Source organism: Hymenobacter telluris (assembly GCF_017313265.1).
Lineage (GTDB): Bacteria > Bacteroidota > Bacteroidia > Cytophagales > Hymenobacteraceae > Hymenobacter > Hymenobacter telluris.
The window spans coordinates 159,311-173,659 of sequence record NZ_JAFLQZ010000008.1; the positions used below are offsets into that span (position 1 = coordinate 159,311).

The 14,349-nt window shown below is 59.8% G+C and carries 13 protein-coding genes; 4 read left to right on the forward strand and 9 right to left on the reverse strand.

Annotated elements, in window-relative coordinates:
- Window positions 1-83: 83 nt before the first annotated feature.
- The 6 genes from J0X19_RS13810 to J0X19_RS13835 form a co-directional block, all read right to left on the reverse strand.
- The gene (locus tag J0X19_RS13810) at window positions 84-2,018 is read right to left on the reverse strand and encodes a KUP/HAK/KT family potassium transporter (protein WP_206984956.1); all 1,935 of its coding nucleotides are present in this window, start codon (window positions 2,016-2,018) and stop codon (window positions 84-86) included.
- A gap of 123 nt (window positions 2,019-2,141) precedes the next feature.
- Window positions 2,142-2,744, reverse strand: coding sequence for a hypothetical protein (locus tag J0X19_RS13815; RefSeq protein WP_206984957.1), 603 nt, complete (start codon window positions 2,742-2,744; stop codon window positions 2,142-2,144).
- Window positions 2,745-2,831: 87 nt separating this feature from the next.
- On the reverse strand, window positions 2,832-3,464 hold the full coding sequence (locus tag J0X19_RS13820; RefSeq protein ID WP_206984958.1) for an FKBP-type peptidyl-prolyl cis-trans isomerase: 633 nt from the start codon (window positions 3,462-3,464) through the stop codon (window positions 2,832-2,834).
- A gap of 255 nt (window positions 3,465-3,719) precedes the next feature.
- Complete coding sequence (locus tag J0X19_RS13825; RefSeq protein WP_206984959.1) at window positions 3,720-3,857, reverse strand: hypothetical protein; 138 nt, start codon at window positions 3,855-3,857, stop codon at window positions 3,720-3,722.
- 150 nt (window positions 3,858-4,007) lie between these two features.
- Window positions 4,008-5,462 (reverse strand): capsule assembly Wzi family protein, encoded by a 1,455-nt coding sequence (locus tag J0X19_RS13830; protein ID WP_206984960.1) that lies wholly within the window; start codon window positions 5,460-5,462, stop codon window positions 4,008-4,010.
- A gap of 218 nt (window positions 5,463-5,680) precedes the next feature.
- The gene (locus J0X19_RS13835) at window positions 5,681-6,496 is read right to left on the reverse strand and encodes a polysaccharide deacetylase family protein (protein ID WP_206984961.1); all 816 of its coding nucleotides are present in this window, start codon (window positions 6,494-6,496) and stop codon (window positions 5,681-5,683) included.
- 148 nt (window positions 6,497-6,644) lie between these two features.
- On the opposite strand from J0X19_RS13835, the gene J0X19_RS13840 reads away from it, so the two are divergent.
- On the forward strand, window positions 6,645-6,986 hold the full coding sequence (locus J0X19_RS13840; protein ID WP_206984962.1) for a hypothetical protein: 342 nt from the start codon (window positions 6,645-6,647) through the stop codon (window positions 6,984-6,986).
- 72 nt (window positions 6,987-7,058) lie between these two features.
- Here the strand turns inward: J0X19_RS13840 and J0X19_RS13845 are convergent, their stop codons facing one another.
- Window positions 7,059-8,117, reverse strand: a complete 1,059-nt coding sequence (locus tag J0X19_RS13845; RefSeq protein WP_206984963.1) for an OmpA family protein — start codon at window positions 8,115-8,117, stop codon at window positions 7,059-7,061.
- Between the two features lie 269 nt (window positions 8,118-8,386).
- Here J0X19_RS13845 and J0X19_RS13850 point away from each other — a divergent pair, with 269 nt between their 5' ends.
- Entirely contained in the window at window positions 8,387-8,743 is a 357-nt protein-coding gene (locus tag J0X19_RS13850; protein ID WP_206984964.1) for a hypothetical protein, read from the forward strand.
- 80 nt (window positions 8,744-8,823) lie between these two features.
- Here the strand turns inward: J0X19_RS13850 and J0X19_RS13855 are convergent, their stop codons facing one another.
- Entirely contained in the window at window positions 8,824-10,650 is a 1,827-nt protein-coding gene (locus J0X19_RS13855; RefSeq protein ID WP_206984965.1) for a peptidoglycan D,D-transpeptidase FtsI family protein, read from the reverse strand.
- Between the two features lie 212 nt (window positions 10,651-10,862).
- Here J0X19_RS13855 and J0X19_RS13860 point away from each other — a divergent pair, with 212 nt between their 5' ends.
- Window positions 10,863-11,729: a helix-turn-helix transcriptional regulator gene (locus J0X19_RS13860; protein WP_206984966.1), complete on the forward strand. Its 867-nt coding sequence runs from the start codon at window positions 10,863-10,865 to the stop codon at window positions 11,727-11,729.
- 132 nt (window positions 11,730-11,861) lie between these two features.
- Window positions 11,862-12,836 carry an alpha/beta fold hydrolase gene (locus J0X19_RS13865; protein WP_206984967.1) on the forward strand — a complete coding sequence of 325 codons (975 nt, stop codon included), beginning with the start codon at window positions 11,862-11,864 and terminating at the stop codon, window positions 12,834-12,836.
- A gap of 84 nt (window positions 12,837-12,920) precedes the next feature.
- Here J0X19_RS13865 and J0X19_RS13870 read toward each other — a convergent pair whose 3' ends face one another.
- Complete coding sequence (locus tag J0X19_RS13870; RefSeq protein WP_206984968.1) at window positions 12,921-14,324, reverse strand: APC family permease; 1,404 nt, start codon at window positions 14,322-14,324, stop codon at window positions 12,921-12,923.
- Between the last annotated feature and the right edge of the window lie 25 nt (window positions 14,325-14,349).

Sequence of the window (14,349 nt, forward strand, 5' to 3'; positions counted from 1 at the left end):
ACATTCCAGGTTCAGTGAAGTGCATGGTCAATAAAAAAGCCCTGCTGAGTGTCAGCAAGGCTTTTCCGAACAAGAGTAGATTCTTACGAAATCCGCTTCAGCGCCACGTCGCGGACGGGCGTAATAACCAGTGGTACTTTCTCGACTTTCACCGAACTGGTATCGAGGCCGAAGTACTTGTCTTCCGACGCAATAAACTGCTTGATGTAGAAGTACGCCTGCATTACCAGCTTCTCGATGGTGGGGAAGTCGTTTTCCACCGACAGGAACTTCTCCAGCACCACAAACCGGAAGTCGCCGGTAACGTGCTGCTTGCTCAGGGACTCGTAGCGCGAGGTGATGTCCACTTCCTTGTTGCGCACCAGGTCTTCCACCACTTTGCGGAAGTACAGGTTGATGCGCTGCTCCACCCGGAAGCCCAACCGGAACGTAATGCGGAAGGCATCGTCGGGGGCCAGCTCGTGCACCTTATATTCCATGGTGTACGGCTCGTCGGTGGTATCTACGTGCACAAACCAATAGATGTCGGCCCGCTTCGGGCGCTTCTGGAAGATGGAGTAGATGATTTTCGACTCGATTTCGGAAGCCCGCTCCGCCGACGTCATGAACACCAAGTGCGTTGAGTATTTCGGAATGGTATCATCGTCGGAGAGCTGCTTGAGCGCCTCCATGTAAGGCTCAATCTTCACGAATTCGGTGAGGCGGCGCTTGATGTAGAAGGCCCGCAGCCACACGTACATCACGCCCACCAGCGCGGCGCCAATGGCCAACGACACCCAGCCGCCGTGCGGAAACTTCACCAGGTTGGCAATCAGAAACGAGCCTTCAATGAAGCCGTACACCGTGGTAAACAGTATTACGGCCGCCAGCGGCACCCGCTTGGTGCGCAGCCACACCGTCAGCAACAGCGTGGTCATGAGCATGGTAAGCGTAATGGCTAGTCCGTAGGCCGCTTCCATGTTTTCGGAACGCTGAAAGTACAGCACCACCCCAATACAGCCGAGCAGCAACAGCCGGTTCATGCTGGGCACGTACAGCTGGCCCTTCACGTCGGTGGGGTAGTTGAGCTTCACTTTGGGCCACATATTCAGGCGGATAGCTTCGGCTACCAGCGTAAACGAGCCCGTAATGAGCGCCTGCGAAGCAATGATGGCCGCAATAGTGGCAATACCAATACCGATGAGCAGAAACCACTCTGGCATTAGCTCATAGAACGGGTTGCGCTTGTTGAGCTGCTCGCCCTGGTGGGCAATCAGCCAGGCGCCCTGGCCCATGTAATTGAGTAGCAGCGTGCTTTTCACGAACACCCAGCTAATACGGATGTTGCCCTTGCCGCAGTGGCCCAGGTCGGAGTACAAGGCTTCGGCCCCCGTGGTACACAGGAATACGGCGCCCAACAGCCAGAATCCGCCGGGGTAGTTCACCAGCAAATCGTAGGCGTAGTAGGGGTTGAAAGCCTTCAGGATTTCGGGGTGCTGGATAACACCGCTCACGCCCAAAACACCCAGCATGGAAAACCACACCAGCATGATAGGGCCGAAGGCTTTGCCTACTATCTGAGTGCCAAAGCTTTGCAGTAAGAACAGCCCCGCAATAATGCCGATGACAATGGGTACCGTAGGAATACCCGGCGACACCGCTTCCAGCCCTTCAATAGCAGACGACACCGAAATAGGTGGCGTAATCACGCCATCAGCCAGCAGCGCCGAGCCGCCGATAATGGCCGGAATGGTTAGCCAGCTCGCCTTGCGCCGCACTAGGGCGTAAAGCGAGAAAATGCCACCTTCCCCGTTGTTGTCGGCGTTGAGGGTGAGCAGCACATACTTGATGGTGGTTTGGAGCGTGAGCGTCCAGATAACGCAGGAAATGCCCCCATACACGAGCATGGGCGTTATCTTTTCCGGCACAATGGCCTTCATTACGTACAGCGGCGAGGTCCCGATGTCCCCGTAGATGATACCGAGGGCAATTAGCAAGCCCGCCGTCGAAATGGCGGTATGCTGGTGTTTGGCGTCCATGAGTGGCGTAAAAAAGGAGTAGAGGGCGTTGGGTAAGCAAAGTAAAAAGCGCCCAAAGGTAACGGGCAGCGTGCAAACCAAACACCCGGTTGTTGGGCGTTGCCAAATTGCGGCCGCGCGAGGTTATTCGGCGGCAAAAAAAGTATCAGTGGAATTGGCTTGGGCGGCCAGTAGAGCAGCCGTGGCCGCAGCGGCCGTTTCGTGCTGGCGCTGCCGGATGCGGCGGTTGATTTCGGCGGTGAGCTTCTGCCAGGTGGCCAACTCACCGGGCAAGGCAAAATTAATGGCCTCGCGGCCCAGGCGGTGCAGCTGTAGCCGGTTGGTGCCCCGTTGGCCGAACGCCAGCAGCAAAGCGCCCACCGTCATGCCCAGGGCGGCGGGCATGGTACGCAGCCAGTTCTGAAGAAAACCCAGCAGGAAGCCCGCCAGCGTGAACCCGCCCAGCAACAGCCACAGCAGCCACCGGACCCGCTTCACCTCGGCCCCCTCCAGCTCCCACCACCCAAACGACTGCCCATGAACTATCAGCGCATCATTGGTGAGCATTAGGCGGCCATCTTCGCTTTGCACCACCGCAAACTGCTGCGGGGGCGGTAAAGGCGGCGGACCAACCGGAGGCAGTGAAATCGCCAACGGCGCTGCCGGGTCTGGCTCCGGCGGCACGGCGTTGGCCGGGGGGCCATCGGGCGGTACGGAGCCGGGCGGGGGAAAAGCAGAATCGGTCATAAGCAAAGAAACCCCGCTGCCCGTACTCGTCCATACCCAGCGAAGTGAGGCAGGAGTGGTAGTAGGCAGCGGGGCTTTCAAGGGTGCTTAGTTGTTTACTTTCAGCAGCTCTACATCGAAGATGAGCGCCGTATCAGGGCCGATGTCGCGGCCGGCACCCCGCTTGCCGTAGGCCAGGTCGGAGGGAATGTAGAGGCGCCACTTCGAGCCTTCGGGCATCAGCTGCAACGCCTCTGTCCAGCCAGCAATTACCTGGTTTACGCCAAACGTAGCGGGCTGGCCGCGCTGGTAGCTGCTGTCGAACACCGTACCGTTGATGAGCGTGCCGTGGTAGTGCGTGGTTACCTGCGAAGAAGGGCCGGGCTTCTTGCCGCTGCCTTCCGTAATTACCTCGTACTGCAAGCCACTGGGCAGGGTAGTTACGCCCGGCTTGTTTTTGTTTTCATTCAGGAAGGCCTGACCTTCTTCTTTGTTGTTGCCCATGTCGTTGGAGAGTTGGTTGTCGTCTTCGTCTTCGGGGCCGCCCATTTGCTGCTGAAGCTGCTGCATGGCGGCGTGCATTTGCTCTTGGGTGAGGCGGCTTGGTTCGCCACTCAGGCCCTCTTTCATGCTGGCAGCCAGCACGTCCACATCCAGGTCGAGGCCCTGCTGAGAGAAGTTGCGGGCTAAGTCGCGCCCAATGATGTAGCTGATTTGGTCTTTGAGGCTACTCAGATTCATAGAATCACTGCTTTTTAACTGCTGATTTCAACGCGGCTACCCCGGAGGAGCATCCCCAACCAGCAGCAGGTGAGAGAAAACCGATGGCCCTCTGTGAGCCGCCGGAGTGTGAAGTACCGAAAACAGCGCAGAATAGATACGGTTTTTTTATCGGCACCCGGTAAGATGCTGATTTAGAATAGAGGTTTCTGGATACTCCTAAACAAACAAACCCCGCCAGGGGCGGGGTTCGGGGAATTTATAGAGAAGCGAAGCTTAGCAGAAATGCATTTCTTCCTCGTCGCGGAGGTCGAAAAATAAATTCAGGTCCAGTACCTGAGCAGTCAGGTAGCTCAAGGAACCAAGGCCCCCGAGGACCAACAGAGAAGAGAAGGCAGCAGTGCTCTTTTTCATGGCAATGAATGGATAAATATGCAAGTCAGCTTGTTGAATGCAAAGATAATACGAAGCACCGGTAAAATTGTTATGCAAGCATACTTATTTTCAATGAGCAGCTATTTGCACCTGAGTACAACCTGCCCGTCGGGTATTCCCTGGAAAGGTCTAACGCACAACCCATTCCAGCCGTAGCAGGCCCGCCACGTTGCTGGATAAATCCCCGAAATCGTAAGCCACGGCAGGGGTGATGGCGAGGCGGGAAAACCGGCACGGCAACTCCGCCAGCAACGACGTTTGCCTTTTGGCGGGGGTGAAATAGGCATCGTTATAGTAGTTGCCATAGTGGCGTAGGTGCGTGGCAAGTATGCGGTACGCCACGGTCGGGGCTACGCGGCCTTTCAACCCGGCGTGCACGCCCGCCACCCGGTTGCTGATAACGGTTCCACCGGCCAGCGCGCTGGGGTTTAGCTGGTACTGCCGGGCGGCTTGCTGGCTAATGAATAGCGGCGTTCCAATAATCCGGTCCTTGTATAGCCAGCCAACGTTGTACGTGCCGTTGTTGTAGTAGTTGTCGCGGCCCTGGTACAGGATGGGGCCGCCCTGGTACTTGGTATAAATGCCCTCCACCAGCACGTTTTGCAGAAATTTCGAGGTTGGGTTTTCCCAGCTTAGCCCCAGCAGCCGGTCGCGCCCCAGTATTTTCAGGCCCTTGATTTGGTCGCGCTGGTTGAGGTTGGCGGTGTCGGCCACGCCCTTGTCGAAGATGGTTTGGGTGTAGAGCCGGATGGTTGTGTGGTTTTTGCGGAAGGTCAGGCCAAAATCGGGCACCAGAAGGTGGTTGCCCACGGCGTTGTCGTTGTCGATGGGGCCTTGCTGATACACTGGGTCGGCGGCGTTGCCGCTGCGGGCGGCCACAATGCGGAGGTAGTCTTTGAAGCGGCTCGGCGCCCGGCCCGAGGGAAACACCCCGCCCCACTGCGCGAAGTGCGTAAGGCCGCCATATACGCTCAGCTTGTCGCGGCCCACCTTTACGTACAACGACTTCTGGTGCAGCAGATACTTCTTGATGAAGCCTTGGCTGCCAAACCAGCCGTGCGCAAAATTGCCCTTGAACTGCACCAGGCTCCTTGTGAAGGGCACATTGGTGTACTCCGTAACGGCCAGCTCCACTTTGGGCAGCGGCAAGGCGTTGCCGCTGATACCGAACGAGCCGCTGCTCAAACTGGGGTCGAGGGTGCCAGTGGTTTCGCGGTAACGGCCGGCCCGCAGCTGCCACGCACCATAGCCGACCTTGCCGTAGCCTTCCTGCAAAAAGGTGCTTCTGAAGTGGCGGTTGTTGTACACGGCCAGCCCGTAGCCAGCCACCCAGCGGCGGCGCGGCGCAGCGGTAACGGCAGCGGCCCCCAGGGCATGCTCGTTGCCCAACGTGAAAAACGTAGAAAGGTCGGCTTGCTGGCTGGATATGCTGCCGTAGCGGTTGGCAACACTCCATAGGGGCTGGTAGCCTTGCGAAGCCAAAGTGGCCAAAGTGCCCACCGTAACACGCAGTGAATCCAGGTGTTGGGCCTGTAAGCTGCCCAGGATGCCCAAGAGGAATACAAGAAATAAAAGTCTCTTCATGCAGGCTGCGTAGGCAAGAAATTAAATAAGCCGTTAAATATATAGCGGTTTCACGAACGGTGGAGCAGCTGGCTGCTGCCGGTCCGGCACGGATACCGTGTGCGAAACGGCTGTAGCATAGCAGGACATCCAGCTATGCTTTTTCAAACAGTGCTATCTGCTAAAAACAAAAACGCCCGGCTTCACACGAAGCCGGGCGCCCGTTGGGAACCTAGAAATTAGCGCGGCGTGCTTGGATTGCGCTGCTGATAGGCTTTCACTTTTTCGGCCACTTCCACCATCGGGGCCACCCAAATATCCTTTTCGTGGGCCTTGAGGTAGCGTAAGAGCTGGCGGTGCGCCTGCAAATCCACGTTGAGGGCGTGGCCACCCCCTACGCCGTGAAACAGAAACACCAGCAGCGTGTGAGACTGTTGCGCCTTCTTCACCAAATCGAGCATGTACTCCGCCGACTGCCCGTTGATGGAGTAGGCATCGATGTTGGTCAGGTCTATCTGGGCCGCGGTTTGCAAACCGCCCGTAACGCCCCGCGCGCCCACAAAGTCGTTCTGGAGCTGGTCGTAGAACCGGACGCCCCCGATTTGCAGGTCGCCGCAAGGGTAGGCGAAGGTGCGGGCGGTTTTGCCGTCGATGGCGGCTAGCAGAGTGTTGTTGGCCTTGATTTCACTGACGGCCCGCGTGACGGTGTACTTGCTCAGATCGTTGTCGGGCGTAACGAAGCCGCGGCCGGGCAGGCTTCCGTCGCAGGGGTGCATGAGGGCGTGGTTGCCCAGCTCGTGCCCGCGCTGGGCGGCCCGGCGCCACTCCGGCAGCCGCCGCGCCACCACCCCCGAGGAGCCAATCAGGTAAAAGGTGCCGCGCAGCTTCACCGAATCGAGGGCCGGTACCACGTTGTCGAGGTCCACGTCAATGGCGTCGTCGTAGGTCAGCACCACGGCACACTGCTTGTTGTTCCAAACGGTTTGGGCGGAGCTGGTGGCGGGAGTAACAAGCAGCAGGAGAAGTGCGGCGCGGCAAATTTTCAGGAAGTTCATTGCTAGCTTTTGATTAACTGAGTGAGGCGCCGCGTGGGCGGTAGGCCATAGCGACAAGTTTAGCACAATACCTAACCGAAGAGCAGTGGATGGTGGCATTTTATTTGCGTTTCGATTTTCAAGACAAACCTTTACCAATCAATACGCTATGAAATCATTGTTTTTGGCCATTGTCCTTACGGGCGCGGCCCTTACTGCGCAAGCTCAGCAGCCAGTGGCAGGCAGCAGCGCCATTAAGCGCACCGAAGAGTATTGCCAAGTGCAGTCCTGGGCCAAATTAAACGGGAAGTTCGTCGTTGCCATCGATTACGGACAAGAGAGGAAGTTACTCTCGGCCAACGTCTACCGGGATGCCGCCGGTCAACCCATAGAGTTCAACTCGGTTATTGACGCCTTGAACTGGTTGAACTCTCAGGGCTGGGAATTGGTGAATGGCTACGGCGAAGGCACCACCAACACATTTGTTATGCGCCGCCGACTACCCTCTTAAAAAGCGAAAACGGCTACGCCAAGGCATAGAGGAACCCCACTGCAAGGCAAGGCGCTGCTGTGGGGTTCCCGCTTATTCCACCTCGGCTACTTCCACGCGGCGGTTGCGGGCGTCGGGCGAGGGGTACAGGGGCTGGGTGTCGCCGTAGCCCATGGTGCTGATTCGCTCGGCCGCCACGCCGGCTTTCACCAGGTACGTTTTCACGGCTTCGGCCCGCTGCTCGGATAAGGTCTGGTTTTTCTGCGGCTCCCCAATTTTATCGGTGTGGCCGGCCACGCGCAGCTTGAGGGTAGGGCGGGCTTTCAGCTCGGTAGCCAGCTGGTTGAGCGCCGGAAAGCCGTCGGGTAGCAATTCGGCGGTACCCAGCTTGAACAGCACCTTGGGCAACACCACGGGGGCCGGGGCAAGCAGCGGCGCTGGGGCGGTGCGCGCGGTGTCCAGCTCCACCGGGGCCGGGGCAATGGGCTCAGGAGTGGCTGGTTTGGCGCCGGTTACCTGAATGGTGATGGGCACGGCCGCGTTCTGGCGAGTGGGATAGTAGCTTTGGGTGAGGTAGAAGGTGGTGGTTTTGGTGAGCGTGGTGCGGTAGGTGTTGCCAGTGGCCACGGGCTGGGTTAGGGCGGCATCGGCGTACCACAGCACGTTGCGGCCCGATACCCGGTGCGTGGCCTCGGCCCCGGCCGCCACCGTTGCCGCCGACTTCAGCTTGACGCGGTAAAACGTGAAGGTGCCCACGTCACAGTCGCCCTGGGGGCGGTAGGTGGCCCGGCCGGTTAGCTTTTCCAGGTTGGGGTCGTAGGTGAAGGTGATGGCGCCTTCGCACCAGTAGGTGAAGGGGGAGCGGCCGGTTTCGTTGAGTTTCTGCACGTGCTCCAGCTGGAGGCCGCCGGCTGTACGGGTGCCCTGCACCTGAAACGTGGCTGATATACCTGGCTGCCCGCCCAGTTCCTGGTAGAGCACCCCTATCAAGGAGTTGCCTTTACTTTTCTGCACCCGGAGCACTGCCGGCCAGTTGATGCCTGGCTCGTTGGTGTCGGTTTCTACGCCCTGCCATACGCCCGTCAGGGATTGGGCCTGCACGGAGCCGCTTAGCAGCAGAACCACCATGCCATACCAAAAGCTGCGTTTCATTGTACTAAGTAATCGTAGGTTGCTGCAAAGAGTCGGGGACGGGCCGGCAAGTTGCTTTCAACTAGTAAAAGGGCATCGTGTCGGCCGCCCTGGTGTCAGTTCCCCAACTGTAGAACCGGTGCGTTCGGTTTCCTGGCCGGCAGGTATCCTGAGGGCCGCCAGCTTCTGGGCTGTGCCCCAACCATCCGGCACGAAAAACGGCCTACATTTAAGCATGAATTCGGGACTGAGTTGGGCCCGTACTCATTCTGGTAGCAAACGTATAGTTCATGAAATTCACCCGCCTGTATGCCGCCCTGCTGGCGCTGCCGCTGTCCGCCAGCCTGGGCTGCGACAAAGACACCGACGAACCTTTGAAACCCTGCGAGAGAGGGAACTACAGCATCACTATAATCAAGTTTGGCAATACAGCTGTGCGGCACTCTATCCGCATAGTGTATTCCACCACTAGAATAGAGGAGAAGACAGTGGCCGCTGGAAAAGGCGCCGATACGGTGAACGTTTCGGCAGGAACGTATCCTCTGTCGATTTCCAGTATCAGCGGCAGCAACCAGGTATTGGAAACAGTTAACAGAACTGTGGTAGCCGAACGGTGCAACGAGCAAACCATAAGCGTACCTTTCTAATGGTTCCCGCGGATACGGGTGGCCTCGCGTAAGCAGGCTCCGGTAGCACTTAATGATAGTTGGCCTGGTGGCTTTCCAGTCTAATAGCCGCTCCGGGCCCTGTTCTGAATGCGCTTTTCCCAGCGCTTGCGCTTGGGGGCAATGTAGCCGCGCAGGTATTTCTCCATCACCATCACGGCGCAGGGCGCAGCGGCCGTGGCTCCGAAACCCGCATTTTCCAGGTACACCGCCACGGCTATTTTGGGGTTGCTGGCCGGGGCGAAACCCACGAAGGCGGCGTGGTCGTCGCCTTCGTCGTTTTGCACGGTGCCGGTTTTGCCGGCTACCGTAATGCCCACGTCGGCGAGGCTGGAGGCGTCGGCGGTGCCGCCGCGCTGCATGACGGCCACCATGCCGGGCACGAGGGCGGCAAAGTGGGCGCTGTCGATGAGGGTACGGTGCTTTTCAGTGAAGCGCGCTAGTGGCCCCCCGTTCCCGACGGCGCGCACCAGATGCGGCGGGTAGTACCAGCCCCGGTTGGCAATAATGGCCGCCATATTGGCCATTTGCAGGCCCGTTAGGTTGATTTCGCCCTGCCCGATGCTGAGTGAATAGATGGAACGGTAGGTCCAGTTGCGGGTGCGGCGGGCTTTGTCGTAGTAAGCTGGGGTGGGCAAAAAGCCGGGCGCCTCGCGCGGGACGTCCACGCCCAGTACCGAATCCAGCCCGAACGAGCGGACGTAGCGCCGCCACTGGGCCAGGTTGGCGTGGCGGGCCGCTACCGTGTCCTGCACCAAGCTGTCGGGCACGCAGTCGATGAGGTTGCGCATCGTCTGGTAGAAGTAGGGGTTGCAGCTGTACTTGAGGCCCAGGGTTAGGGTTTTGGCCTGCGGGTGGTGGTGCACGCAACTCACCAACGACTGGTCGCAGCGGAAGGAAGTGGCGGGCGTGATGGCGCCTAGCTGCAAGGCCACCGCCGCATTTACCAGCTTAAACACCGAGCCGGGCGGATTAGCCAGCATAGCCGGCCGGTTGATGAGCGGCATATCTTCGCTTTCCAGCAACTCGGCGCGCACCCCGGCCTTGTCGGGCGCGGTGATGGTGGCCGCGTCATACACCGGCGCCGACACGTAGGCCAGGATTTCGCCGGTGCGTGGGTCGAGGGCCACCAGGTAGCCGCGGCGGTTGCCCAGCAGCTTTTCGGCGTAGGCTTGCAGCTTCACATCCAGGGTGAGGTGCAAATCCTGGCCTTGCCGAAAGGTGGTGTCTTGGGCCCAGGTGCCGTGCTCTTTGCCCTTGGCATCCACCAGCGGGTGCAGGTAACCGTGGCGGCCCGTAAGCAAGCCGTTGTAGTAGCTTTCCACCCCGCCGTTGCGCAGCCGATAGAACCGGCCCCGCCGGTAGCGCCGGGCCTGGCGGTAGAAGCCCTGCGCTTCGCTGGCTCGGTAGCCCAGCACCGCTGCCCCCGCGCTGGTGGTGTAGAGGCGCTGCTGCCGCTCAAGCAAACTAAGCATGGGCCAGGCGGCGCTATCCCGGCGCACGCGCTTCACTTCGGCGGCGGTGAGGCGCAACTGAACCGAGTTGCTGGGCCGTGCGCCTGGGTAAGGCAGGGCCTCGGCAATGCGCCGCCGCACAGTGGTGGAATCCCAGCCCAGCAGCTCGCCCAGCGCCAGCGTGTCGAGCGGGGGGCGGCGGGGCAGCTTCAGCAGGAAATACGCGCGGGTGTCTACCAGCACCGAGTCGTTGCGGTCCAGCACGCGGCCCCGGATCAGCGAGTCGTTCACTACCACGCGCCGCCGGGTGTAGACTTCGCCGGTTTCGGGGTTCTTAACTGGAACGTCGGTTTGCTGGTCGGGGGAGGAGCAGGCAGCCAGGCCCAGTAGCAGAGCCAACAGAATAATTCCCCATATGGTCGAAGCCGTGCGCATGGGGTAAAGCTAGGCAATTGGCAGAAGGTACGCCCGTGGTCTTCGACTAACGGGGTCGGTGGCCATTTAAACCCAGCATAATGCGCTATTGTGGGGGTTGCCCGCTACCGGCCGGCACGTAGGAGGGAACATACAAGTCGCTTACTTAGCACGACCTTCGGAAGCTGAACATATAGCTGCCCCATAGGTTATTCGCTACTTGTTGTATCCCGATGAACTACTCCACCTATACTTCCGAACTGTACGAGCTGCCCGCCCTGCAAACCAGCGCCGCGCAGGCGTGGCCGGGGCTGCGGGTGGAGCGCTACCAACTGGCGGCCGGGGGAGTGCCCGCCCATTTTCACGCCCAGCACTTGCTGCTCATTCATCAGGCCGAGCAAGCGGTGCACTCCCACCGCCCGAACGGCAACCGGGTGGAGGAGGGCCTGTTCCAGCGTAATGACACCGGCTTATATCCCGCCGGGGAGTACGGGCCCTCTGCCTGGGACGGGCCAGCTGATATCATCAACGTGCATATTGACCCCGATTGGCTGGAAAATCGGGCCCGCCAAAGCTTCGATCTGGCGTATTTCAACCTGCGGGAGCGGTTTCGGTTCGAGGACCCGTTACTACCCCATCTGGGGCGGCAATTGCTGACGGCGGCCGGCCGGGAGCATGCGCTGGGGCAGCTCTACACCGAGTCGGTGATGCACACGCTGGGCTACCACCTCATCGAGTACCACGCCACCTTCGAGCGGCGGATTGCGGGCACCGGGGCGCGCCTGCCAGGGGTGGTGCTGGCCCGCATTGATGCGTATCTGGAAGCCGCGGCGGAGCAGACCATCACGCTGGCGGCGCTGGCCGAGCTGGCTAACCTGAGTATCTTTCATTTTGCCCGCCGCTTCAAGCTAACCACCGGCCACTCGCCCTACCAATACGTGCTGGACTGGAAAATCAAGCGGGCCCGGCAGCTGCTACGGGCCGGGGATTTGCCCATTGCCGCCATCAGTGATGCGCTGGGCTTTGCGTCACCGGGCCATTTTTCGGCGGCGTTCAAGCGGGCGGTGGGTCAGAGCCCGCGAGAGTTTCAGCACGGCTAGCCCGCCGGTATACTGCGCAAGAATCTGTAAGAAGACAGCACGAATCAGGCAACGCGCCGACGGGGTGGAGGAGACCTTTGCAACACGCAAACCGGCAGTTGCCAGTTGCTTTCACCTTCAACGCACCTTCTTATGAACACCCCATCTGCACCCAGCGCCAGCACGCAAAGCGCTGAACTCGACGCCTCAGTACCAGTTTCCTCCCAGGATCAGTACTCGGATCAGGAACTGGTCAAGAAGCTGCCCGGCTTTACCAACCATTACGTTTCCGTCAATGGCATCCGGCTGCACTACGTGGAGGGCGGCAGCGGCCAACCCCTGATTTGCCTGCCGGGCTGGCCCCAAACCTGGTACTCCTTCCACCCGGTAGCCACCCAGCTGGCCCAGCGCTACCGCGTCATCCTCCTCGACATCCGGGGCATGGGCAGCACCGAGAAGCCCGCAACCGGCTACGACAAAAAGACCATGGCCCAGGACGTGTACGCCCTGACGCAGCTACTCAACCTGCCCAAGGTAACGCTGATGGGCCACGACATCGGGGGCATGGTGGCCATGAGCTTCGCCTTCAACTACCCCGAGGCCACTGCCAAGCTTATTTTGCTGGACGGCAGCCACCCCAGTGAAGGTATGCGCCACATGGCCATGCTGCCCGCGCCGGGCACCTTCGAGGCCAAGATGGATGGCAACAACCCCTATATGTGGTGGATGGCGTTCAACCAGATTAAAGAACTACCCGAGCAGCTGCTGGCCGGCCGTTTCCGCTACCTGCTCGACTGGCTTTTCAAGTACGTGATGATTGACGAGCGTCACATGACGGAATTTGACCGGGAAGTGTACGCCGCCGCTTACAATCAGCCGGAAAGCATTCGGGCAGCCACGGCCTGGTACCAGGCTTTCAACCAGGATATGGCGGACGCCAGCACTTACCCCCGCCTGACCATGCCCGTGCTCGGCATTGCCAGCTACGTGGCCTACAACCACATGAACATGGGCCTGCCCTACGTGGCCGAAAACGTGCAAGTCGTCGGCCTGCTCGACAGTGGCCACTATATGTTTGAAGAGAAGCCGGACTTGGTGCTGGAGGCCGTTTTCAACTTTATGCAATAGCCCACACACATCTGCTGGTTCTATTGGCCTACCTGGTGCGAGTTGCGTTACGCCACACCCGCGCCAGGTAGGCCTACTGGTTGGCTATGAGTGGGCTTGTTGCCGACGGAAGTACAGGAAAAACGGGAGTCCGGTCAGAATCAAGGCCAAGCCCAAAAGGGACTGAATGGGTTGCGTAACCACGGTATGGCCGGTGAACGTGAAGGCAAACAGCAGCAGCACGAGTTGCACGAACGGGTAACCGGGTACCGGGCCGGGGATGCGGCCTTGGCGCTTCATCTTCACGACGGCCACGGCCAGCAAGCCGTAGAACAGGAAGGTGGCGAAAATAACCAGGTCAGTCAGTTGCTCGAAGCTGCCAGAGACAATCAGCAAGCTACTCCAGGCCAGCGTGTAGAACAGCGCCCGATGTGGCGTGCGGTAGCGCGGGTGTACCACCGCGGCCGATTTGAAGAAGAACCCTTCCTGGGCCATGCGGAAATGTACGCGGGTGTGTGAGAGCAGCACCGAGTTGAGCGTGCCGAATACGCTCACTGAAATCAACACTGTAACGCCCGTTTTGCCCCACTTGCCCAGCAAAGCCTCCGCCACCACGGCCGCCCCAATTTCGTTTGGGCCCACGGCCGCCAGCTCGGCCAGGGGTAACGTGCGTAGGTACACGTAGTTGACCAGCACGTACAGCACAACAGCCACACCCACCCCGCCGATAATAGCCCGGGGGACGTTGCGGCGCGGATTCTTGATTTCGCCCGTAACAAAGGAGAGGTCCACCCAACCATCGTAGGCCCAGAACACGCTGAGCAGCGCGCCAAAAAAAGCACTGCCCAACGACACGTCCCGCACCGGTACCACCGCCGCCGGGCCACCCGATTCCGGCGAAGCCAGAAACAAGCCCGCAACAACCAGCAAGAGAATACCTCCGATTTTGGCTGCCGTAAACACATTGCTGAGGTGGCCGCTGCCACTTACCCCGCGGTAATTCACCCAAGTAAGAACCGCCGCCGTGCCAATGGCCAGCAGCTTGATACCGGAGTCGGCGAAAGGGTACACCAGCTGGCCGATGGAGAAGTGCGCCCAAGCCTCGGCCGGGTTGGGCAGCGGTAGCAGGGCATTCATCGATTGGGCGAAGATGAACGCCAGCGCCGCTACCGAAGCCGAGCCGATGATGGCAAAATCCGTCCACCCGAACAGGAACGAGGCAAAATGGCCAAACGACAGCCGCAGGTACTCATACACGCCGCCTGATTCTTCGGTGAGCGAGGCCATGCCCGACAGGTTCAGGGCGCCGCAGATGGTTATCAGGCCCGCCACCACCCAGGCGGCCAGTATCCACTCCGCACTCAAGCCACTTTGCGCCAGCGGCACAATTTTCTTGAACACGCCGGAGCCAATCACAATGCCCGCCACCAGCATCGTCCCGCTCATCACCCCAAAGGCCCGAACCAGCGTGATGGGAGCAGCAACGGGTGATTTTTCTGGAATCTTCATTCCTCAAGGTAGCGGGTTTTGGTGC